Source organism: Stenotrophomonas maltophilia group sp. RNC7 (assembly GCF_030910085.1).
In the GTDB taxonomy this organism is placed as follows: domain Bacteria; phylum Pseudomonadota; class Gammaproteobacteria; order Xanthomonadales; family Xanthomonadaceae; genus Stenotrophomonas; species Stenotrophomonas sepilia.
On sequence record NZ_JAVFVN010000503.1, the window covers coordinates 1 to 20,602 of the forward strand.

Here is a 20,602-nt window from a genome sequence, read left to right on the forward strand (position 1 = left end):
GGTCCGAGCGACTCGGCCAACTCCACGGCTTGGTGCTTGAACTCATCGGTGTAGCTACGACGGGTGATACGGGACATAAGGGACCTCCAAGTGCGATCAAAGTATCGCTTCTTGGCGTCCGCTGACGGGGGGCCAGATCACACGCCCCTGCACGGCCCACCCGCCCCGCCTCGGACAGGTTCCGGCGTGCGACCGGCCACGGAGTGAAGAAGGAAAAGCGAAAGCGGGTCGCTTCGCTGCGCTTGCTCGGAGCGGAGCATGGCTCCGCTCTACAGAATCATTCATTCCGGAACATTCGTTCATGAGAACGTTTCATCCACGCATGGCGTGGATCCACCGGACGCACCGGGATACTGTCAGGGGCGGGGAGGCATGGGTTCGCGGGGGTGTCCGCGGCATGGATGCCGCGGCCAAGCCTGCAGGGATGGATTCACGGCGTCCCCCGCGAACCCATGCCTCCCCGCCAAGCCCTCAGCCCAGCTGTTGCTGCTGCCGTTGCTCCGGCTTCAAAGGCGGGTGCAGGGCCGCAGGCCCTGCAATGCAGAAAACCTCACTTACCCCGCAGACGGCTGTGCCTGAAGCCGTAGCAGAAATAGATCACGAAACCGACGAAGGTCCAGACGCCCATCAGCATCCAGTTGTGCATCGTCATCGCCGACAGCAGGGCCAGGCAGCTCAGCACGCCCAGGCTGCAGACCAGCCACGCCATCGGCATGCGGAACGGGCGCGGCAGGTCCGGCTGGGTGCGGCGCAGGATCAGCACGCCGGCACACACCGCCGCGAACGCGATCAGCGTGCCCATCGAGGTCAGCTCGCCAAGGATGTCCAGCGGGAACAGCGCCGCCAGCAGCGCGATGCCGATGCCGGTGATCACCGTGTTGATGTGCGGGGTGCGGTACTTCGGGTGGATCCTGGTGAATACCGGTGGCAGCAGGCCGTCGCGGCCCATGATCATGAAGATGCGCGGCTGGCCGATGATCATCACCAGTACCACCGAGGACAGGCCGACCAACGCGCCGACCTCGACCACCCTGCGCAGCCAGCCCAGCTGCGGATGCGCCGCGACTGCGGTCACCACCGGCTCATCGGTGCCCAGCAGCTGGAATGGCACCAGACCGGTCATCACCGCCGCCATCGCGATGTAGAGCACGGTGCAGACCACCAGCGACAGCATCATGCCGATCGGCATGTCGCGCTGCGGATTCTTCGATTCCTGCGCCGCCACCGACACCGCCTCGAAGCCGATGTAGGCGAAGAACACCATCGCCGCGCCACGCAGCACGCCTTCCATGCCGTACTTGCCGGGGCCTTCGTTGGCGGGAATGAACGGGGTCCAGTTGCTGGTGTCCACATACTTCCAGCCGACCACGATGACCAGCAGGATCAGGCCGGTCTTCAGCACGACCATCGCCATGTTCATCGCCGATGACTTGCTGATGCCGACGTAGCACAGCCAGGTCAGCAGCAGTACCAGCGCAGCGGCTGGCAGGTTGGCGATCGCGCCGGTGGGGCGCAGCTGTGCATCGAGTGGCGCACTGACCAGCGCCGCTGGTAGATGAATGTCGAACTGGCTGAGCAGGCTGAGGAAATAGCCGGTCCAGCTGACCGCCACCGCCGACGCAGAGACGCCGTACTCGAGCACCAGCATCCAGCCGATGAACCAGGCCGACAGTTCGCCGAAGGTGGCGTAGGTATAGGTATAGGCGCTGCCGGAGACCGGCACCATCGAGGCGAACTCGGCGTAGGCCAGCGCGCAGAAGGCGCAGCAGATGGCGGCCAGCACGAACGACAGCATGATCGCGGGGCCGGCGTGGTTGGCGGCGGCCTGGCCGGTGATGACGAAGATGCCGCCGCCAATCACGGCACCGATGCCGAGGGCGGTCAGGCCCCAGGGGCCGAGGTGGCGGCGCAGGCTCAGGCCGTTGGCGTCTTCATGGGCGGCATGCGGGTGCTTGGTGGCCCACAGTTGCTTGAACATGTGTGGTGGTCTTGTCGAAGCGCGCCATGAGCGGCGCGCGGGGAAAACGGACGGGCCGGCACAGGGCCGGCCCGTAGGCGGATCAGGGTGACTTGGCCAGCTTGCTGTTGCGCATGCCATAGCCGAGATAGATCAGCATGCCCAGCACGGTCCAGCCGACGAACAGGTGCCAGTGCACCACGAACGCCTGCCAGAACAGGAACAGGCAGGCCGCAGCGCCAAGCGGGCAGATGATCCACACCGCTGGCACGCGGAACGGGCGGTGGATCTCCGGCTTGGTATAGCGCAGCACCAGCACGCCGATGCAGACCGTGGCGAAGGCCAGCAGGGTGCCCATCGACACCAGTTCGCCCAGCACGTTCAGCGGCACCAGGCCGGCCAGTGCGGCGGCGATCACCCCGACCACGATCGTGGCCCAATAGGGGGTGCGGAAACGAGCGTGGACCTTGCCGAAGAACTTCGGCAGCAGGCCGTCGCGGGAAATGGTATAGGCGATGCGGGTCTGGCCCATCATCATCACCAGCACCACCGAGGACAGGCCGGCGATGGCGCCGATCTCGACCAGGGTCTTCAGCCAGGACAGGGTCGGGTAGGGCTCCAGCGCGGTCGCCACCGGCTTGTCGGTGCCCAGCAGGTGGTACGGCATCATGCCGGTCAGCACCGCGCAGACGATGATATAGACGATGGTGCACACGGCCAGCGAGCCGAGCAGGCCGATCGGCATGTTGCGCTGCGGGTCCTTGGTTTCGCCGGCGGCGGTGGAGACCGCATCGAAACCAATGTAGGCGAAGAACACGATGGTGGCCGCGCGGAAGATGCCGCTCCAGCCGAACTCACCCGGCACGCCGGTGTTTTCCGGAATGAAGGGCTGCCAGTTGGCCGGATCGATGTGGGCCGCGCCGATGCCGATGAACAGGCAGATGACGGTGACCTTGATCGCCACGATGATGGCGTTGACGAACGCCGACTGGGTCACGCCCACGTACAGCAGGCCGGACACCGCCGCCACGATCAGCACCGCCGGCAGGTTGAACAGTTTGCCGGAAGAGACGAACTCGCTGCCGGTCCAGGCGATGGGTGCGGCGCTGAGCAGGTCCGGGAAGGGCATGTGCAGCGTGGTGGTGATGAAGCTGATCAGGTAGGCCGACCAGCCCACCGCGACCGACGCCGAGGCGAACAGGTACTCCAGCACCAGGCACCAGCCGATGAACCAGGCCATGCCTTCGCCGAGGGTGGCATACGAATAGGAGTAGGCACTGCCGGAGACCGGCATCATCGCCGCGAACTCGGCGTAGCACAGGCCCGCCAGGGCACAGGCGAAACCGGCCAGCACGAACGACAGCATCACCGCCGGGCCGGCGTGGTTGGCCGCGGCCTGGCCGGTCAGCACGAAGATACCAGCGCCGATCACCGCACCCACGCCAAGCAGGATGAGGTGTTTAGCCGTGAGGGTCCGTTTCAGCGTGGCTTCGCCGTCCAGGCTGCCTTCGATGGGTTCGCCGGCATCGACGTGCCCGGCCGGCTGGACCGGCTTGACCCTCAACAGAGCTTTCAGCATGCAGTACTTCCTAGTGATCGGATGGGGTGGGCCGCCGATACGTTGCCGGCAACCTTGAATGGTGAAGGCCGCGCGAACGGCCCGCTGTACCTTAGCCAAAGCTGAAGCCAACGCACAAGCGCAATCGCAACAATGAACGGCGATAATGAGCAGTATTTTTCCGAACCGCCCCCATTCATGCGCCAGACCGCCGAAACCCTTGCCGTGCTTGACGATCGCCTGCGTGGCCTGTTGCGTGACTATGCCCGCCGCGAGCCCGCCCACGACGCACTGGCTGCCGAATTCGGCACATTGCTGGACGATCCAGAAGATCCGTTCCGTCGCGAACGGCTGGCCGGGCATTTCACCGCCAGCTGCTGGCTGGTCAGTGCCGACGGCCAGCGCCTGCTGCTCACCCATCACCGAAAGCTGCAGCGCTGGCTGCAGCTGGGCGGTCACGCCGACGGCGACCGTGATCTGGCGCAGGTGGCGCTGAAGGAAGCCGAGGAGGAGTCCGGCCTGAGCGGCCTGGTGCTGGAAGACCCGGCCATCTTCGATCTGGACAAGCACTGGATTCCCGAGCGCAAGGACGTGCCGGGGCACTGGCACTACGACGTGCGTTTCGTGATCCGGGCGCTGGGGGGAGAGGCCTTCGTGCTCAGCGAGGAATCGCTGGACCTGGCCTGGCGGCCGGTGACCGAAGTCGCGGCCGACCCCGAATCGGATGAATCCATGCAGCGCATGGCGCGCCGGTGGTTGGCGCGCTAGCAACCTGTAGAGCCGAGCCGATGCTCGGCTCGATGCAGGCCGGAACCGCAGCCGAGCAAGGGCTCGGCTCTACACGTGCAAGGCGGGACGCGCGTCAATACAGGAGGCGCGTACGCAACGTCCCTGGAATGGCGGCCAGTTCGTCGCGGACGGCGGCGGCCTGTGCCTCGCTGGCGGTGATGTCGATCACCACGTAACCCACCTTCGGGTCGGTGCGCAGGAACTGGCCGTCGATGTTGACGTTGTGGCGCGAGAAGATCTCGTTGACCTTGGACAGCACGCCCGGCACGTTCTGGTGGATGTGCAGCAGGCGCAGGCTGTCTTCGTGTTCGGGCAGGGTCACTTCCGGGAAGTTGACCGCCGACAGGGTGCTGCCGTTGTCGCTGTAGCGCACCAGCTTGGCCGCCACTTCCACGCCGATGTTATCCTGCGCTTCCAGCGTGCTGCCGCCCACGTGCGGGGTCAGGATCACGTTGTCGTGGCGGGTCAGCGGCGACTCGAAGATATCGCCGTTGCCCTTCGGTTCAACCGGGAACACGTCCAGCGCGGCACCACCGACGTGGCCGCTGGCCAGCGCCGCGTCCAGCGCATCGATGTCGACCACGGTGCCGCGCGCGGCGTTGATCAGGTGCGCGCCCTTGCGCATCTTCGCCAGCTCGGTGCTGCCGATCATCCACTGCGTGGCCGGCGTCTCCGGCACGTGCAGGGTGACGATGTCGGCGCGTGCCAGCAGGTCGTCCAGGCTGGCCGCTGCACGGGCATTACCCAGTGCCAGCTTGGTTTCCACGTCGTGGAAGATCACCTGCATGCCCAGCGATTCGGCCAGCACGCCGACCTGGGTGCCGATGTGGCCATAACCGATGATGCCCAGCGTCTTGCCGCGCACTTCATGGCTGCCGCTGGCTGACTTCGACCAGCCGCCGCGATGGCATTCGGCGTTCTTCTGCGGGATGCCGCGGGTCAGCATGATCGCCTCGGCGATCACCAGCTCGGCCACGCTGCGTGTGTTGGAATAGGGCGCATTGAACACCGGGATGCCGGCCAGTTCGGCCGCATCCAGGTCGACCTGGTTGGTGCCGATGCAGAAGCAGCCCACCGCGATCAGACGCTTGGCCTCGGCCAGCACCTCGGCGCTGAGCTGGGTGCGCGAACGGATGCCGACAATATGTGCCTCGGCGATGCGCGCCTTCAATTCGTCCTCGGGCAGCGCCTTGGTGTGCGCTTCGATCTGGCTGTAACCGGCGGCGCTGAATACCTCCACGGCGGTCTGGCTGACCCCCTCCAGCAACAGCACGCGGATATCCTGCTTCGGGAACGAGGTCTTCTTCGGCGACATGAGGCAACACGGCCAGTGGGACAGGGGCTGACCACTATGCCAGATCGAAGCCCCCATGGTGCAGTGCGCAATTGGTTGCATCCGTAGCTATCGGCCCGGCTGCGGGGCTGGACGCTGGCGCGTGCCGCTGGCACGCTTGCCCGTTCTTCACGCCTCGCGCTGGACCGTCATGACCGATTCCCGCATTGCCTCGCTGCAGCAGGCCTGTCCCGGCCTGAAGCTGAAGACCGACCCGGCCGACCTGGAGCATTACGGGCGCGACTGGACCCGGCGCTGGACGCCGGCGCCGCTGGCGATCGCACTGCCGGCCACGGTCGAGGAGGTACAGGCGGTGATGCGCTGGAGTGCCGCCGAGGGCGTGGCGGTGGTGCCGTCGGGCGGCCGCACCGGCCTCTCGGGTGGCGCGGTGGCGGCCAACGGCGAGCTGGTGCTCAGCCTGGAGAGGATGAACAAGGCGCTGGACTACGATGCGGTCGATCGCACCCTGGTGGTGCAGGCCGGCATGCCGCTGGAGGCCGTGCACAACGCCGCGCTGGACCACGGCCTGATCTATCCGGTGGATTTCGCTGCACGCGGGTCGTGCACGATCGGCGGCAACATCGCCACCAATGCCGGCGGCATCCGTGTGATCCGCTACGGCAACACCCGCGAGTGGATCGCCGGGCTGAAGGTGGTCACCGCCAGTGGCGAACTGCTCGAGCTCAACAAGGGCCTGATCAAGAACTCCAGCGGCTATGACTTCCGCCAGCTGCTGATTGGTTCGGAAGGTACGTTGGGGGTGATCGTCGAGGCGACGGTGAAGCTGACCGATCCGCCGCCGGCCAGCAACGTGATGCTGCTGGCCGTACCCAGCTTCGAAGTGCTGATGCAGGTGTTCGCCGCGTTCCGCGCGCGCCTGCAACTGCAGGCCTTCGAGTTCTTCACCGACCGCGCGCTGGAACATGTGCTGGCGCACGGTGCGCAGGCGCCGTTCGACGAGGTGCACCCGTACTACGTGGTCACCGAGTTCGCCGCCAACGACGAAGCGCAGGAAGCGGCGGCGATGGCGGCCTTCGAGGACTGCATGGGCAACGGTTGGGTCAGCGACGGGGTGATCAGTGCCAGCGACGCCCAGGCCGCACAGCTGTGGCGCCTGCGCGAAGGCATCACCGAATCGCTGGCGCGCTACAAACCCTACAAGAACGACGTCTCGGTACGGATCTCGGCGATGCCGGCGTTCCTGGCCGAGACCCAGGCGCTGATCGGGCAAGCCTATCCGCACTTCGACGTGGTCTGGTTCGGCCACATCGGCGACGGCAACCTGCACATCAACGTGCTCAAGCCCGACGACACCAGTGACGCGGATTTCGTGGCGCAGTGCGAGCACGTCACCAAGCTGCTGGCGCAGGTGCTTGCGCGTTTCGATGGCAGCATCTCGGCTGAGCATGGTATCGGCCTGGTCAAGAAGGGCTACCTGGACAGCACCCGCGGCCCGGCCGAAATCGCGCTGATGAAGGCGGTCAAACGCGCGTTCGATCCCCAAGCGCGGCTGAATCCCGGCAAGCTGTTCGACGCCTGAGCCGGGCAAATCCTTCACGCACCCGTTACGCTCCACGCATCCTTACAACCGGCTTCGAACGATGACCCGTCCGCTTCTGCTGCTCGCCCTGCTGTCCCTGCCGCTGGCCGGCTTCGCTTCCAGCTTTGCCGGCACCTCGGCCGGTTCGGCCACCGGTGCTTCCTCCGGCTCCTCGGGCAGCAGCTCGGGTGATGACAAGGTGGTGCTGGCGGCGCGCGACGACGCTGCGGCGTTCGTCGCCAGCGACGGCCAGATCCGTGGCGCCCGCCTGCAGGCCGCGCTGGTCCACCTGCGTGAGCAGAGTGCCGCCGCACAGCAGCAGAGCGACCTGGAACTGGCCCGCGCGCTGCTGGCCCGTTGATCCGGGCTGCATGACCCCGGCGACATCGCGTTCTGTAGAGCCGAGCCATGCTCGGCTGAATGCCTGGCGCATGCGGATCGCAACAGCAGCCGAGCATGGCTCGGCTCTACAGAGAATTGGGCGGTGGAGCGCAGCCACGCATGGCGTGGCTCTACTGCTGATCGCCCACGTCGCGCACGCAGCTGATCGCCTGCAGCTGGACCCGGCAGGGTTAAGCCCTGCACAGCAGCAGGTGGCGACGCAGACCCTGGCCGACGTGCAGTCACTATTGCCGGACGGCCTGCTGGCTGCGTTGCCGGCGCAGGTACGGGTGCGCTGGACGGATGACCTGCCGGCCGATGTGCATGGCCGCACCTTCGCTGGCCATATCGCGTTGCGCCGGAGTCTGCTGGGCGACAGTGCGCCGGGCGCCCGTCGCGCACGCCGCAGCGCGCTGGTACACGAACTGACCCATGTTGGTGACCGTACGGGGGCGAACTGGTCACGCAGTGTGCGCTGGCGTGATCTGGCAGGATGGCAGCGCAAGCCCTGGCATCTGGGCCGTGGCGACAACGACTTCCGTGACCGCAGTCCCGATGCGTATGAACTGAAGGACCCGGCCGAGTACCTGGCAGTGAACGCCGAGCATTTCGTGCTCGACAGCGAGTTCGCCTGCCGGCGCCCGGCACTGGCGCAGTGGTACCAGGCCCATTTCGGAACGCCGCCATCGCTGCCGCAGTCGCACTGCGCGACCGCGTTGCCCTTGCTGCAGGCCGAATCGGAAGAGGGGGCGGCATCGCTGCTGCAGCTCGACCCCGCGCGTGTCTACGCCGTGGATTACCTGTTCGCCGAAGGCAGCGCACAGCCGATGAGCCGCTGGGGCCACAGCATGCTGCGATTGGTGATCTGCAGGCCCGGGCGCGCGCCGGGACCGGACTGCCGGCTGGATCTTGAATACCATCGCGTGCTGTCCTTCCGCGCGTTCGTGGGCGACGTACAGATATCCAACTGGCGCGGCTTGACCGGCGGCTACCCGTCGCGGCTGTTCGTGCTGCCGCTGCAGCAGGTGGTGGACGAGTACACCAAGGTCGAACTGCGCGGCCTGCAGTCGCTGCCATTGCGGCTGCAGCGCGATGAGATCGCCAGCCTGCTCGAGCGTACCGCCCAGGTGCACTGGAGCTATGACGGGCGCTATTACTTCGTCAGCAACAACTGTGCGGTGGAGACCGCCAAGCTGCTGCAGGCCGGCGTGCCGCGGCTGGGCGAGGCCGGGCTGGCCCAGCTGAGCCCGCGCGGCCTCAAGCGCCGGCTGGCGCGGCTGGGCATGCTCGACGAGCGGGTACTCACGGACCGCAACGCCGCGCAGTCACAGGGCTATTACTTCGCTTCCGCGCGCGACCACTACCAGCAGTTGTTCACAGTGGCGGCGACCCAGCTGAGCTTGCCCGCGCGCGATGTGCGCGGCTGGTTGAAGCTGCCGGCAGAACAACGGGCACCGTGGCTGCTGAAGGGCGACCTGCGCGCCAGTGCCGGCCTGCTGTTGCTGGAACAGGCCGCGCAGCGGCGTGCCGAGCTGCGGGCACGCGATGTGCTCAAGCGGCAGCTGCTGGCTGCTGCCAACAGCGCGGAAACCCGCAGCCTGCGCGGCCTGCTGGCGCAGAGTGGGCAGTGGTTGCGCCCGGGGACGCTGCTGCAGGACGGCGGCTATGGGTTGCCGCTGGGCGACGAGCAGGTACTGCTGTCTGCGGCCGTGGCCACTGCCAGTGCGCAGGCGGTACCGGCATGGCAGGCATTGCGTGTGCAGCTTCGCCAGCAGTTGCCGGCGCAGCAGCGTGAGGAAATGGATGCGATCGACGCCAATCTGGCCGCGCTGGGAGCACACCTGCGCACGCAGGCCGCTGGTCCGGCTACTGGCGCGGCAGTTCGATGACGAAACGGCTGCCGCCGCAGCTGCCGGGCGTGCAGCAGGCACGGCCACCATGTGCATCGGCGATGGCCTTGACCACCGCCAGGCCAAGCCCGCTGCCACCGCCCTGGCGCGAACGTGAGCCGTCGGCGCGCATGAACGGAGTGAAGATGTCGGCATGCAGTCCGGGATCGATGCCCGGGCCTTCATCCTCGATGGCCACCTGCACATGGCCCGGCGTGTCATGCACGGCGATCCGCACCTTGCCTGGGCTGGCATAGCGACGCGCGTTTTCCAGCAGCGCCAGCAGCGCCTGGCGCAGGCGCGTGGGATCACAGTGCGCGTTGTGTTCCTCGCGGCTGGTTTCCAGTTCCAGCACGAAGCCCGCAGCGCGGAACTGCGGGTCGACCAGCGTCATCACCGAATGCACCTCGGCCACCACGTCGGTGCGTGCGCGACGCACGTCCAGCCGCGCATTGTCGGACAGGCTCAGCACGCGCAGATCTTCGATCAGTCGCGACAGCCCTTCGACCTGGGCGAGCAGGCTGCGGAACTGCGACTCGTCCGGCTGGAACACGTCCTCAGCCAGTCCCTGCAGGCGGCCGCGCAGGATCGTCACCGGAGTACGCAGCTCATGTGCGATGGCCGCATGCCACATCGCGCGCTCGCTCTCCATGTGCTGCAGGCGGCGCGCCATCGCGTTGAAGTCCTCAACCAGCGTTGCCACTTCGCCCGGCGAATTCTCCTCGACGCTGGCGCGCGCCCCAAGGTCACCGCTGGCGAGCGCACGCACGCTGTCCACCAGCGAATTCAACGGCGACAGGATGCGGTGGGCGAGGCGGAACGAGGCGGCGATGGCCAGCGCCAGGCCGGTCAGGATCACGCCCACCATCCATGCCAGCTCCGGCCCGGTCGGCAGCCAGCTTTCCGGCTCTTCGGTACTTCCGGGGAAGAACTCGACCAGCACCGCGTACAGCAGCCACGACGACAGGATCATCATCACGATGACGCCAATCACCATCAGCGACATCGAGACGATGATGTGGCGGCTGAGCCCGGAACGGCGCAGTCGGGCCATCAGCGGTCAGCCATCAACCGGTAGCCGACGCCGCGCACACTGGCCGGAACATTGACCATGCCCACTTCGTCCAGCTTGCGGCGCAGCTTGCTGACATGGCTGTCGACAGTGCGCTCCAGCGCTTCGCTTTCCGGCAGGCATTCGTGCATCAGCTCGCTGCGGCTGAAGATGCGGGTCGGTGCCAGCGCCATGCAGTGCAGCAGCTTGAACTCGGTGAGCGTGAGCAGCACTTCGTGACTATAGCCTTCGCCCTCCACGTGCACGGCGTGGGTGGCCGAGTCGATCAGCAGCGGGCCGACGCGCAGCGCAGTGGGCGCGTCCACGCGCGAGGCGCGCAGCGTACGCCGCAGCACCGCGCGCACGCGCGCCGCCACCTCGGCCGGGTTGAACGGCTTGACCACGTAGTCGTCGGCACCCATGCGCAGCGCGGTCAGCTTGTCGAGGTCCTGGTCCAGCGCGGTCAGCATGATCACCGGCGTCTCACCACGCTGGCGCAGCTGGGTCAGCACGCTCCAGCCATCCAGGCGTGGCAGCTGTACATCGAGCAGGACCAGGTCGGGGCGGGCGCTGCGATGCAGGTCCAGTGCGCTATGGCCATCGGCCGCGCGCAGCGTGCGCAGTCCTTCGCGTTCCAGGTAGGCGCTGAGAATATCGGCGATCTCGGCCTCATCCTCGACGATCAGGACGAGGGCGGCGAGGGCGGGGGAGGCATGCATGCAGGGGCGGGGCCGTAAGGTGCTTGCCTCCATCGTATCTCCACAGTTCCTCCATCGAAACCCCATCATTGCCACGCACACTGCGCGCTTCAGAACCTATCCGCCGCCTGCGCGGCATTGTGCACAGCAATGAGAACCTTCAGGACACCGGTCGCGTTGATCGCGGCCCTCGCCCTGGCCATGACGGCCTGCTCCACCCCCGAAGCCACTCCCGAAGCCGCACCGCGTGTCAGCGTGGTCACCGTCGGCCCGCAGGTGGTGCAGCGTGACGACGAACTGCCCGGCCGCGTGGCCGCCGTGCGCACCGCGCAGATCCGTGCGCAGGTGGGCGGCATCGTGCAGCGCCGGCTGTTCGACCAGGGGGCCGAAGTGAGCGCCGGCCAGGCCCTGTTCCAGATCGACCCGGCCGCGTTCCGGGCCGATGTCGATTCGGCACTGGCTGCCCTGCAGCGCAGTGAGGCCGCGCTTGGCCGCAGCCGCGTGCAGTCGCAGCGCCTGCATGCGCTGGCCGCCGCGCAGGTGGTCAGCCAACAGCATCGCGACGACGCCAGCGCCGAGTACGAACAGGCCCGCGCCGCGGTCAACGAAGCGCGCGCGATCCTGTCCCGTCGCCAGCTCGATGTGCGTTACGCGACGGTCAGTGCGCCGATTGCTGGCCGTATCGACCAGGCGCTGGTGACCGAAGGTGCGCTGGTCGGCGCGGCCGATGCCGAGCCGATGGCGGTGGTGCAGCAGATCGACCAGGTCTACGTCGATGTGCGCCAACCGGCGGCGCAGCTGGAGTCGCTGCAGCGCAGTGCTGCCGGTGGCGGCGAGCTGCCGGTGACGATCATCGGTGCCAGCGGCAAGCCACTGCCCGAACGCGGCCAGCTGCTGTTCTCCGGCATCAATGTCGATGCGCGAACCGGTGATGTCATCCTGCGCATCCTGGTCGACAACCCGCAGCGGCAGCTGCTGCCCGGCATGTACGTGCGCGCGAGGGTGCCACGTGGCGCGCCCGCCAGTGCATTGACCGTGCCACAGCAGGCGGTGCTGCGCAGCGCCGGTGGCCAGGCCTATGCCTGGGTGATCGGCGCCGACGGCAAGGCGGTGATCCGCACGCTGGAAGTGGACGGCAGTGTCGATCACCAGTGGCTGGTGCGCACGGGCCTGAAGGCCGGCGAGAAGGTGGTGGTCGAAGGCCAGGAGCGCCTGCAGGAAGGCGTGGTGGTCGATGCGCGCGACTGGCAGCTGCCGGTCGCCAGCGCCGGTGCAGTGCAGGCCGGCAGCAAGGGCTGAGCCTTTCCGGGGCCGGTCCCTCCAGGGAAATCCAACATGGCACGTTTCTTCATCGATCGCCCGGTGTTCGCCTGGGTGCTGGCGATCTTCATCATCCTGGCCGGCGTGCTGGCGATCCCGCGGCTGGCGGTGGAGCGCTATCCAGCAGTCGCCCCGCCCAGCGTCAGCATCTATGCCAGCTACCCGGGTGCCAGCCCGCAGACGCTGAATGACGCCGTGGTTGGCCTGATCGAGCGCGAGCTGTCCAGCGTCAAGCACCTGCTGTACTTCGAGTCGTCGGTGGACACGTCCGGCGAAGCATCAATCACTGCCACCTTCAAGCCCGGCACCAATCCGGAGCTGGCGCAGGTGGACGTGCAGAACCGGATCAAGGCGATCGAACCGCGGCTGCCGCGCAGCGTGCGCCAGAACGGCCTGGCCGTGGAGGCCGCTGATTCCGGCTTCCTGATGCTGGTCGGCCTGCGTTCGCCCGATGCCAGCGTCAGCGAGGCCGCGCTGGGCGATTTCATGGCGCGCAACATCATCGAAGAGCTGCGCCGTATCGATGGCGTCGGCCGCGTGCAGTTGTTCGGTGCCGAGCAGGCGATGCGCGTGTGGCTGGACCCGACCCGGTTGACCGGCTACGGCTTGACCATGGGCGATGTGGCCGCCGCCATCGAGCAGCAGAACCTGGAGATTTCGCCAGGACGCATTGGTGATTCGCCGGGTGTTCCAGGCCAGCGCATCACCGTGCCGCTCAGTGCCGACGGCCAGTTGTCCACGCCGGAACAGTTCGCGGCGATCGTACTGCGTGCCGGCGCCGACGGTTCACGGGTGGTGCTGGGTGATGTCGCCCGCGTTGAGCTGGGCGCGCAGAGCTATGCCTGGGGCACCCGCGAGGACGGCCATCCAGCCACCGCCGCCGGCGTGCAGCTGCGCCCGGGCGCGAACGCGGTGCGTACCGCCGCGGCGGTGCGTGAGCGCATGGCTGAGCTGGCGCCGCTGCTGCCACGCGGGGTGGAAGCGAGCATCCCGTTCGACACCGCGCCGTTCGTGAAGATCTCGATCCAGAAGGTAGTGCAGACCCTGCTGGAGGCGATGCTGCTGGTGTTCGCGGTGATGTACCTGTTCCTGCAGAACTGGCGTTACACGCTGATCCCGGCGCTGGTCGCACCGATCGCGCTGCTGGGTACGTTCGCGGTGATGCTGGCGCTGGGCTTCTCGATCAACGTGCTGACCATGTTCGGCATGGTGCTGGCCATCGGCATCATCGTCGACGACGCGATCGTGGTGGTCGAGGGCGTGGAACGGATCATGGCCGAGGAGGGCCTGCCGCCGCGCGAGGCCACCATCAAGGCGATGCGTGAACTGACCGGCGCAGTGATCGGCATTACCCTGGTGCTGACCGCGGTGTTCATCCCGATGGCGTTCGCCAGCGGTTCGGTGGGCGCGATCTACCGCCAGTTCACCGTGGCGATGGCGGTGTCGATCCTGTTCTCGGCGCTGCTGGCCCTGAGCCTGACGCCGGCGCTGTGCGCGACCCTGCTGCGCCAGGCCAACCACGGCCATCACGGTCGCGGCGGGCTGTTCGGCGCCTTCAACCGGGGCTTCGAGCGGATGACCGGGCGTTACCAGCGTGGTGTGGCGACGGTGCTGCAGCGGAGCGGGCGGGTGATGGGCGTGTTCGCCGCACTGGTGGCGGCGTTGCTGCTGGGCCTGCACTGGCTGCCGGGCGCCTTCCTGCCGGAAGAAGACCAGGGCTATTTCATGACCTCGATCCAGCTGCCGGCCGAGGCGACGGCCGAGCGTACGCTGGCCGTGGTCGAAGCCTACGAACGGCACGTGGCCTCGCGTCCGGGCATCGGCTCCAACCAGTCGATCCTCGGCTACAGCTTTTCCGGTTCCGGCCCGAGTGCGGCGCTGACCTACACCATGCTGAAGGACTGGGGTGAGCGCGCAGGCGCAACCGCGGCCGGTGAGGTGGAGGCCGCGCAGCAGGCGATGGCCACGATTGCCGAGGGTGAGGTGATGAGCGTGATGCCGCCGGCCATCGACAGCCTGGGTCGTTCCTCCGGCTTCTCGCTGGCCCTGCAGGCGCGTACCGGGCAGGGCCAGGCCGAACTGCGCGCGGCCCTGCAGCAGCTGCTGAAGCTGGCCGAAGCCAGCCCGCTGCTGTCGGAGGTGCATGCCGATGGCCTGCCGGCCGGCACCAGCGTGCGGCTGGACATCGACCGGGCCAAGGCCGAGGCAATGGGCGTGGGCTTCGAGCAGATCAGCAGCACGCTGTCGGCAGCCATGGGCTCGCAGTACGTCAACGACTTCCCCAACAAGGGACGGCTGCAGCAGGTGATCCTGCAGGCCGATGCGCCGCACCGGATGGAGCTGGAAGACGTGCTGAAGCTGTACGTGCGCAACAGCGAGGGCGGCATGGTGGCGTTGTCCGAGCTGGTCACCCCGCACTGGACCGAAGCGCCGTTGCAGCTGCAACGCTATCTTGGCTTCCCGGCGCTGAACCTGTCCGGCGCCCCGGCCTCCGGCGTGTCGACCGGTCAGGCCATGGCGGAGATGGAGCGGCTGGCCGAAAAACTCCCGCCCGGCTTCGCCCTGCAGTGGACCAGCCAGTCGCTGCAGGAGCGTGAGTCGGGGGCGCAGGCGCCGTGGCTGCTGTTGTTGTCGATGCTGGTGGTGTTCCTGGTGCTTGCCGCGCTGTACGAGAGCTGGTCGATTCCGTTGGCGGTACTGCTGGTGGTGCCACTGGGCCTGCTCGGCGCGGTCGCCGCGGTGCTGTTGCGCGGCATGCCCAACGACGTGTTCTTCAAGGTCGGCATGATCACCGTGATCGGGCTGTCGGCGAAGAACGCGATCCTCATCGTCGAATTCGCGCGCCAGCTGCAGCAGCAGGGGCGCGGTTTGGTTGAAGCAGCGCTGGAGGCGGCGCGGCTGCGCCTGCGCCCGATCGTGATGACCTCGCTGGCGTTCGCGCTGGGCGTGGTGCCGCTGATGCTGGCGCAGGGCGCGTCGAAGGAAACCCAGCAGGCGATTGGAACCGGTGTGTTCGGCGGCATGGTCAGTGCGACCGTGCTGGCGGTGTTCTTCGTGCCGGTCTTCTATGTAGTGGTGCAGGGCGCGCGGCAGTGGATCGCGCAGCGCCTGCGCAGGCGCCGGCCGATGCCGGGAGGAACCGTGGATGGAACGGAACATCGTTGAAGATCTGCATGAGCAGCAGTTGCTGGCGCTGGAACAGCGCCTGTGCGCAGCGCTGCTGGAGAACAATCACGATGCGTTGAACGCGCTGGTATCGCCGGCCCTGTTCCTGATGGACGGCCACGGTGGCCGCATGCTCGATCTGCCGTGGCTGGGCGATTGGCTGGCCGGAGACCTGCAGGTACGAAGTCTGCAGCTGCACGCGGTGGAAACGCTGCTGTGTGGCCGTCTGGCGTTGCTGTCCAGCGACGTGCGGATGTCGGTGTGGCGGCAGGGCCGGGAGCGCGAACTGAAGCTGCGCCTGTTGCGGGTCTGGACCTGCAGTTCCGGCGGCAGTGGCGCGCAGCTGCTGTCGATGGCGGTGCTGGCCGCATGAGTGCGGTCAGGCCGTTTTCAGGCCCCGCTCACCCCGAGGTGGTAGGGTCGAGCATTCCTGTAGTGTCGACAAGGAGTCGAGCCATGCGTGTAGTACCCAGTCTGTTGGCAGCCTCCCTGGGGTTGGTCCTGGCCGCGTGCCAGCCGGCCCAGGCACCCGCGGCGGGCAGCAATGACGCCTCGCCCGCCACGCCGCAGCCGAGCGCCAACACGGAAGGCGGCAGCGAGACCGCCTACCAGTGTGGTGATCTGAGTGTGGGCGCGACCTTCAATGGCGAGGATGCTGCCACGCTGGTGATCGGCGAGCGTCGCTTCGCCATGACCTCCGAGCGCGCGGCATCCGGCGCCAAGTACAGCGATGGCCTTGGCAACAGCTTCTGGACCAAGGGCAGCGATGATGGCCTGCTTAGCCTGAAGGGCGAGCCGGATCGCGAGTGCCATGCGGTGGAAGCCACCGAAGGCGATGGCAGCGCCGGCAATGCCGCGTTCCGTGCCACCGGCAATGAACCCGGATGGCTTGCAGTCGTCGATGGCGATATGCCGGGCCTGCAGGTGGAAGTTGACTATGGCGAGCGCCGCTTTGACGTGGCCAAGCCAACCCAGGGCGCTGATGGATGGAGCGGGAAGGCGTCCGACGGCACCGACGTCAAGCTCAGCTTCCAGCGCACTACCTGCCAGGATGACATGAGCGGCGAGGCATTCGAGGCGAAGGTGATGTTGACCGTCGGTACCCGCCAGTACCACGGCTGCGGCAATTTCGGCGCGAAGCAGCCGTAGGCCCTCTGTAGAGCCGAGCCCACGCTCGGCTGCGTTGTGCTCTGCACAGGCACTGCAGCCGAGCGCGGGCTCGGCTCTACACAACTGCTGTCAGCGATGCGCTGCTTGCTGCCTGCGGCGAACTTGCCGCAGGCAGTGATCGGCAGGCGATCGGCGCAGGATGCTTAGTCGGCACGGCCGGCGAATTCGCCGGTGGCGGTGTTCACCAGCACGCGCTCGCCGTTGACGATGTACTCCGGCACCATGATCTCGATGCCGGTGTTGAGCTTGGCCGGCTTCGGGCGCTTGGTGGCGGTGCCACCCTTCAGTTCCGGCGGCGTCTCGATCACTTCCAGCACCACGGAGGCCGGCAGCTGGATCGCCACCGGCTGCTCGTCGATCACCTGCACGTAGATGCCGGTCAGGCCGTCGGTGATGTAACCGGCGTCATCGCCGATCACGTCCGCATCCAGGGTGTACGGGGTGTAGTCCTCGTCATCCAGGAACACGAAGGCATCGCCGTCCTTGTACGAATAGGTGGACTGGCGGCGCAGCAGTTCGACCTCGACCAGGTTGTCGTCGGCATCGAAGCTGGCGTCGAGCTTGTTGCCGCCCGGCACGCTGTACATGATGAAGCGGAAGCGGACGTTGCCGCCGCGACCCTGCGGCGAGCTGCGCTCGATGTCGCGGATCTGGTACACGCCGTTGTTGTACTCGACGACGTTGCCCTTCTTGATGTCGTTGGCTTTCATGGTGATCTAGGTCGTTGGGGGAGGGCGCCGTCCCGGCGCCCGTGGGGAATCACTTCGGAGCGAGGCGGGTAGCGCCGTCCAGGCGGATGGTCTCGCCGTTGAGGTAGGTGTTTCCGAGGATGAAGCCGACCAGGCTGGCGAAGTCTTCCGGCTTGCCCAGGCGCGACGGGAACGGAATCGAGGCGGCCAGCGACTGCTGCACGGCTTCGGGCATGCCGTCCACCATCGGCGTCCAGAACACGCCGGGAGCAATCGTATTGACGCGGATGCCGAAGCGCGACAGTTCGCGTGCCATCGGCAGCGTCATCGACACCACGCCGCCCTTGCTGGCGGCATAGGCGGCCTGGCCGATCTGGCCTTCATAGGCAGCGATGCTGGCGGTGTTGATGATCACCCCGCGCTCGCCATCGATGCCGGCCTCGTTGTGCTGCATGCGGTTGGCCGCGGCCTTGGCGACATTGAAGCTGCCGACCAGATTGACCATCACCGTGCCCTGGAAGCCGGCCAGCGGCATCGGGCCGTCCTTGCCCAGCACGCGGCCGGCGCCGAGGATGCCGGCACAGTTCATCGCTACGTTCAGGCCGCCGAGGAAATCGTGGGCCTGGTCGATGGCCGCAGCCACGGCGGCCTCATCGCTGACGTTGACGTTGAAATAGCGGGCGTTGTCGGCACCCAGCCCGGCAACGGCGGCGGCGCCCTTGGCGTCGTTGAGGTCAAACAGGGCCACCTTGCCGCCCTGGGCGACGAGGTGCTGGGCCACGGCCAGGCCGAGGCCGGAGACGCCACCAGTGATCACGGCACGTACGGAAGACAACTGCATTGAACGGTCCTGCAGGTTCGAGAACCGCCGATTCTAACGGAAGCTGCGACCGTCGCTGTTGTGCACTGCGCCGCCGCAGCAGGGCGGCGCAGTGCGGCGGTCAACCTGCGGCGGCCAGCGCCTGCCCGGTGCGGCTGGCGGTGGCGCGACCGAGCAGGCCTGCCAGCCAGCGACCGGTTTCGGCCAGTGCCGGCAGGTCCACGCCGCTGTCCAGGCCCAGGCCCTGCAGCAGGTAGACCACGTCTTCGCTGGCCACATTGCCGCTGGCGCCCTTCGCATACGGGCAGCCACCGGCGCCGGAGACAGCACTGTCGACCACGCGCACGCCTTCTTCCAGGCAGGTGGCGATGTTGGCGATGGCCTGGCCGTAGGTGTCGTGGAAGTGCACGGCCAATGCGTCCATCGGAATCTCGGCCGCCACCGCCTGCAGCATCGCCCGTGCCTTGCGCGGGGTGCCGACGCCGATGGTGTCGCCCAGCGAGATTTCGTAACAGCCCATCTGGTGCAGCGCGCGCGCTACCCGCACCACGTCGGCCAGCGGCACCTCGCCCTGGTAGGGGCAGCCGAGCACGGTGGAGACGTAGCCGCGCACGCGCACGCCATCGGCGGCGGCGCGGCGCAGGATGGGCTCGAACCGGGCGAGCGACTCGTCGATGCCGGCATTGGTATTGGTGCGGTTGAACGCCTCGGACGCGGCAGTGAACACCGCCACCTCCTCGACGCCGACCGCACGGGCGCGGTCGTAGCCCTGTTCGTTCGGTACCAGCACCGGGTAGTGGACACCCGGCCTGCGCTGGATGCCGGCATAGACCTCGGCGGCGTCGGCCAGTTGCGGGATCCACTTCGGGCTGACGAAGCTGGTCGCCTCGATGCTGCGCAGGCCGGTGGCCGACAGGCGGTTGATCAGTTCGATCTTGTCGGCGGTGGACACCGACTGCTTTTCGTTCTGCAGGCCGTCACGCGGACCGACCTCGACGATGCGGACGTAATCGCTCATGCGGCTGCCCCATCGGCGGGGCGGTGGCAGACCGCTTCGATGTTGTTGCCGTCCGGGTCGAGCACGAAGGCCGCGTAGTAATCCGGGTGATACCACGGGCGCAGGCCCGGCGCGCCGTTGTCGCGGCCGCCGGCGGCGAGCGCGGCGGCATGGAAGGCATCCACCTGCGCACGGCTGGCGCAGGCGAAGGCCACGTGTACGCCGTGACTGGCGGTGCCGCCATTGCCGAGCCAGAAGAACGGCTTGCCGTCGCTGCCGAAGCCGACGTGGTCGTGGTCGCCGGTCTGTTCGGCGCTCACTTCCATCACCACGCCGATCTGCAGCGGAGCCAGTGCCTGCAGGAAGAAGGTCCTGCTGCGCGCCAGGTCGGCGCTGGTCAAACCAAGATGATCGAGCATGTTCAGGCTTCCGTGACCCAGTGGGGGGCGCGCTTGTCGAGGAAGGCGCCCAGGCCTTCCTGGCCTTCGGCCGAGACCCGCAGGCGCGCGATCAGGGCCGCATTATCGCGATCCAGTGCGTCGCGGTCATGGCTGTCGCGGACCTGCCGCACCAGCTGCTTGGCGGTGGACGAGGCGATCGGGCCGGCCTTGTCGAGCAGGGCCAGCTGGCGTTCCAGCGCCTCGTCCAGGCGCTCGGGTTCGACCAGTTGATGGACCAGGCCGATGCGCAGCGCGGTGTCGGCATCGAAGTGCTCGCCGGTGGCGAACCAGCGACGGGCCTGGCGCGGGCCGATGGCCTCGATCACGTAGGGCGAGATGACGGCGGGCAGCAGGCCCAGGCGGCTTTCGGTCAGGCCGAAGCGGGCCGCAGTGCTGGCGATGGCAATGTCGCAGCAGGCAACCAGGCCGACGCCGCCACCGAAGGCCGCGCCGTGGACCCGGGCCAGGGTCGGCTTGGGCAGCTCGTCCAGGGTGCGCATCAGCCGCGCCAGGGCAAGCGAGTCCTCGCGGTTGTCGGCCTCGCTGGCGGCGGCCATGCCGCGCATCCACTGCATGTCGGCACCGGCCGAGAAGGAAGCGCCGTGACCGGCGACCACCACGGCCCGGACCGAATCATCGCCGCCGGCGGCTTCCAGTGCGGCAGTCAGCCGGGCGATCAGGCTGGCGTCAAAGGCGTTGTGCAGCTCCGGCCGGTTCAGCCAGAGGGTGAGGACAGCGCCACGGCGCTCGATCTGCAAAGCATCGTTCATGGGATTCCAGGGTCACTCCATACCTGTATGGATCA

The 20,602-nt window shown here is 67.5% G+C and carries 18 protein-coding genes; 8 read left to right on the forward strand and 10 right to left on the reverse strand.

Translation table 11 applies throughout. From position 1 onward, the window contains the following. Window positions 1-550: 550 nt before the first annotated feature. Together RCF13_RS09660 and RCF13_RS09665 are read right to left on the reverse strand one after the other, a co-directional pair. The gene (locus tag RCF13_RS09660) at window positions 551-1,978 is read right to left on the reverse strand and encodes an amino acid permease (protein ID WP_308141101.1); all 1,428 of its coding nucleotides are present in this window, start codon (window positions 1,976-1,978) and stop codon (window positions 551-553) included. Between the two features lie 82 nt (window positions 1,979-2,060). Next, on the reverse strand, window positions 2,061-3,536 hold the full coding sequence (locus RCF13_RS09665) for an amino acid permease (protein WP_005416354.1): 1,476 nt from the start codon (window positions 3,534-3,536) through the stop codon (window positions 2,061-2,063). A gap of 132 nt (window positions 3,537-3,668) precedes the next feature. Here RCF13_RS09665 and RCF13_RS09670 point away from each other — a divergent pair, with 132 nt between their 5' ends. After that, a complete protein-coding gene (locus RCF13_RS09670; RefSeq protein ID WP_005416355.1) occupies window positions 3,669-4,283 on the forward strand; it encodes an NUDIX hydrolase in 615 nt (204 codons plus the stop codon). A gap of 94 nt (window positions 4,284-4,377) precedes the next feature. Here RCF13_RS09670 and serA read toward each other — a convergent pair whose 3' ends face one another. Then, window positions 4,378-5,619 (reverse strand): phosphoglycerate dehydrogenase, encoded by a 1,242-nt coding sequence (gene serA / locus RCF13_RS09675; protein ID WP_231352696.1) that lies wholly within the window; start codon window positions 5,617-5,619, stop codon window positions 4,378-4,380. Window positions 5,620-5,788: 169 nt separating this feature from the next. Here serA and RCF13_RS09680 point away from each other — a divergent pair, with 169 nt between their 5' ends. From RCF13_RS09680 to RCF13_RS09690, 3 genes are all read left to right on the forward strand, one after another. Beyond that, on the forward strand, window positions 5,789-7,177 hold the full coding sequence (locus RCF13_RS09680) for an FAD-binding oxidoreductase (RefSeq protein WP_061479255.1): 1,389 nt from the start codon (window positions 5,789-5,791) through the stop codon (window positions 7,175-7,177). Between the two features lie 61 nt (window positions 7,178-7,238). Then, window positions 7,239-7,538, forward strand: coding sequence for a DUF2388 domain-containing protein (locus RCF13_RS09685; protein WP_049447145.1), 300 nt, complete (start codon window positions 7,239-7,241; stop codon window positions 7,536-7,538). A 145-nt stretch (window positions 7,539-7,683) separates the two neighbouring features. After that, the gene (locus tag RCF13_RS09690) at window positions 7,684-9,447 is read left to right on the forward strand and encodes a DUF4105 domain-containing protein (protein ID WP_134969065.1); all 1,764 of its coding nucleotides are present in this window, start codon (window positions 7,684-7,686) and stop codon (window positions 9,445-9,447) included. Here the strand turns inward: RCF13_RS09690 and RCF13_RS09695 are convergent. Together RCF13_RS09695 and RCF13_RS09700 are read right to left on the reverse strand one after the other, a co-directional pair. Further along, window positions 9,425-10,501: an ATP-binding protein gene (locus RCF13_RS09695; RefSeq protein WP_308141102.1), complete on the reverse strand. Its 1,077-nt coding sequence runs from the start codon at window positions 10,499-10,501 to the stop codon at window positions 9,425-9,427. The two genes, RCF13_RS09690 and RCF13_RS09695, sit on opposite strands and share 23 nt — an antisense overlap. Then, complete coding sequence (locus tag RCF13_RS09700) at window positions 10,501-11,217, reverse strand: response regulator (protein ID WP_005416361.1); 717 nt, start codon at window positions 11,215-11,217, stop codon at window positions 10,501-10,503. Before RCF13_RS09700 ends, RCF13_RS09695 begins: the two co-directional genes overlap by 1 nt. A gap of 129 nt (window positions 11,218-11,346) precedes the next feature. Here RCF13_RS09700 and RCF13_RS09705 point away from each other — a divergent pair, with 129 nt between their 5' ends. The 4 genes from RCF13_RS09705 (at window position 11,347) to RCF13_RS09720 (ending at window position 16,830) form a co-directional block, all read left to right on the forward strand. Continuing rightward, the gene (locus tag RCF13_RS09705) at window positions 11,347-12,495 is read left to right on the forward strand and encodes an efflux RND transporter periplasmic adaptor subunit (RefSeq protein WP_231352698.1); all 1,149 of its coding nucleotides are present in this window, start codon (window positions 11,347-11,349) and stop codon (window positions 12,493-12,495) included. A gap of 36 nt (window positions 12,496-12,531) precedes the next feature. Next, window positions 12,532-15,681 carry a multidrug efflux RND transporter permease subunit gene (locus RCF13_RS09710; RefSeq protein ID WP_231352699.1) on the forward strand — a complete coding sequence of 1,050 codons (3,150 nt, stop codon included), beginning with the start codon at window positions 12,532-12,534 and terminating at the stop codon, window positions 15,679-15,681. Further along, on the forward strand, window positions 15,662-16,054 hold the full coding sequence (locus RCF13_RS09715) for a nuclear transport factor 2 family protein (RefSeq protein WP_061479260.1): 393 nt from the start codon (window positions 15,662-15,664) through the stop codon (window positions 16,052-16,054). Before RCF13_RS09710 ends, RCF13_RS09715 begins: the two co-directional genes overlap by 20 nt. An 83-nt stretch (window positions 16,055-16,137) precedes the next feature. Next, on the forward strand, window positions 16,138-16,830 hold the full coding sequence (locus tag RCF13_RS09720; RefSeq protein ID WP_134969255.1) for an MliC family protein: 693 nt from the start codon (window positions 16,138-16,140) through the stop codon (window positions 16,828-16,830). Window positions 16,831-16,994: 164 nt separating this feature from the next. Here the strand turns inward: RCF13_RS09720 and yeiP are convergent, their stop codons facing one another. The 5 genes from yeiP to RCF13_RS09745 form a co-directional block, all read right to left on the reverse strand. Next, a complete protein-coding gene (yeiP, locus tag RCF13_RS09725) occupies window positions 16,995-17,561 on the reverse strand; it encodes an elongation factor P-like protein YeiP (protein ID WP_005409468.1) in 567 nt (188 codons plus the stop codon). A 49-nt stretch (window positions 17,562-17,610) separates the two neighbouring features. After that, window positions 17,611-18,381 carry an SDR family oxidoreductase gene (locus RCF13_RS09730; RefSeq protein WP_134969256.1) on the reverse strand — a complete coding sequence of 257 codons (771 nt, stop codon included), beginning with the start codon at window positions 18,379-18,381 and terminating at the stop codon, window positions 17,611-17,613. 100 nt (window positions 18,382-18,481) lie between these two features. After that, window positions 18,482-19,378: a hydroxymethylglutaryl-CoA lyase gene (locus RCF13_RS09735; protein WP_061479263.1), complete on the reverse strand. Its 897-nt coding sequence runs from the start codon at window positions 19,376-19,378 to the stop codon at window positions 18,482-18,484. After that, window positions 19,375-19,776: a VOC family protein gene (locus tag RCF13_RS09740; protein WP_061479264.1), complete on the reverse strand. Its 402-nt coding sequence runs from the start codon at window positions 19,774-19,776 to the stop codon at window positions 19,375-19,377. The genes RCF13_RS09735 and RCF13_RS09740 overlap by 4 nt, the downstream gene beginning before the upstream one ends. Window positions 19,777-19,778: 2 nt before the next feature. Next, window positions 19,779-20,567 (reverse strand): enoyl-CoA hydratase/isomerase family protein, encoded by a 789-nt coding sequence (locus tag RCF13_RS09745; RefSeq protein WP_061479265.1) that lies wholly within the window; start codon window positions 20,565-20,567, stop codon window positions 19,779-19,781. Window positions 20,568-20,602: the final 35 nt, after the last annotated feature.

What these genes read in the sequence shown, in the direction of transcription:
- RCF13_RS09660 (WP_308141101.1), bottom strand. Translation starts at nt 1,978, where the DNA reads ATGTTCAAGCAACTGTGGGCCACCAAGCACCCGCATGCCGCCCATGAA.
- RCF13_RS09665 (WP_005416354.1), bottom strand. Translation starts at nt 3,536, where the DNA reads ATGCTGAAAGCTCTGTTGAGGGTCAAGCCGGTCCAGCCGGCCGGGCAC.
- RCF13_RS09670 (WP_005416355.1), top strand. Translation starts at nt 3,669, where the DNA reads ATGAACGGCGATAATGAGCAGTATTTTTCCGAACCGCCCCCATTCATG.
- serA (WP_231352696.1), bottom strand. Translation starts at nt 5,619, where the DNA reads ATGTCGCCGAAGAAGACCTCGTTCCCGAAGCAGGATATCCGCGTGCTG.
- RCF13_RS09680 (WP_061479255.1), top strand. Translation starts at nt 5,789, where the DNA reads ATGACCGATTCCCGCATTGCCTCGCTGCAGCAGGCCTGTCCCGGCCTG.
- RCF13_RS09685 (WP_049447145.1), top strand. Translation starts at nt 7,239, where the DNA reads ATGACCCGTCCGCTTCTGCTGCTCGCCCTGCTGTCCCTGCCGCTGGCC.
- RCF13_RS09695 (WP_308141102.1), bottom strand. Translation starts at nt 10,501, where the DNA reads ATGGCCCGACTGCGCCGTTCCGGGCTCAGCCGCCACATCATCGTCTCG.
- RCF13_RS09700 (WP_005416361.1), bottom strand. Translation starts at nt 11,217, where the DNA reads ATGCATGCCTCCCCCGCCCTCGCCGCCCTCGTCCTGATCGTCGAGGAT.
- RCF13_RS09705 (WP_231352698.1), top strand. Translation starts at nt 11,347, where the DNA reads ATGAGAACCTTCAGGACACCGGTCGCGTTGATCGCGGCCCTCGCCCTG.
- RCF13_RS09710 (WP_231352699.1), top strand. Translation starts at nt 12,532, where the DNA reads ATGGCACGTTTCTTCATCGATCGCCCGGTGTTCGCCTGGGTGCTGGCG.
- RCF13_RS09715 (WP_061479260.1), top strand. Translation starts at nt 15,662, where the DNA reads ATGGAACGGAACATCGTTGAAGATCTGCATGAGCAGCAGTTGCTGGCG.
- RCF13_RS09720 (WP_134969255.1), top strand. Translation starts at nt 16,138, where the DNA reads ATGCGTGTAGTACCCAGTCTGTTGGCAGCCTCCCTGGGGTTGGTCCTG.
- yeiP (WP_005409468.1), bottom strand. Translation starts at nt 17,561, where the DNA reads ATGAAAGCCAACGACATCAAGAAGGGCAACGTCGTCGAGTACAACAAC.
- RCF13_RS09730 (WP_134969256.1), bottom strand. Translation starts at nt 18,381, where the DNA reads ATGCAGTTGTCTTCCGTACGTGCCGTGATCACTGGTGGCGTCTCCGGC.
- RCF13_RS09735 (WP_061479263.1), bottom strand. Translation starts at nt 19,378, where the DNA reads ATGAGCGATTACGTCCGCATCGTCGAGGTCGGTCCGCGTGACGGCCTG.
- RCF13_RS09740 (WP_061479264.1), bottom strand. Translation starts at nt 19,776, where the DNA reads ATGCTCGATCATCTTGGTTTGACCAGCGCCGACCTGGCGCGCAGCAGG.
- RCF13_RS09745 (WP_061479265.1), bottom strand. Translation starts at nt 20,567, where the DNA reads ATGAACGATGCTTTGCAGATCGAGCGCCGTGGCGCTGTCCTCACCCTC.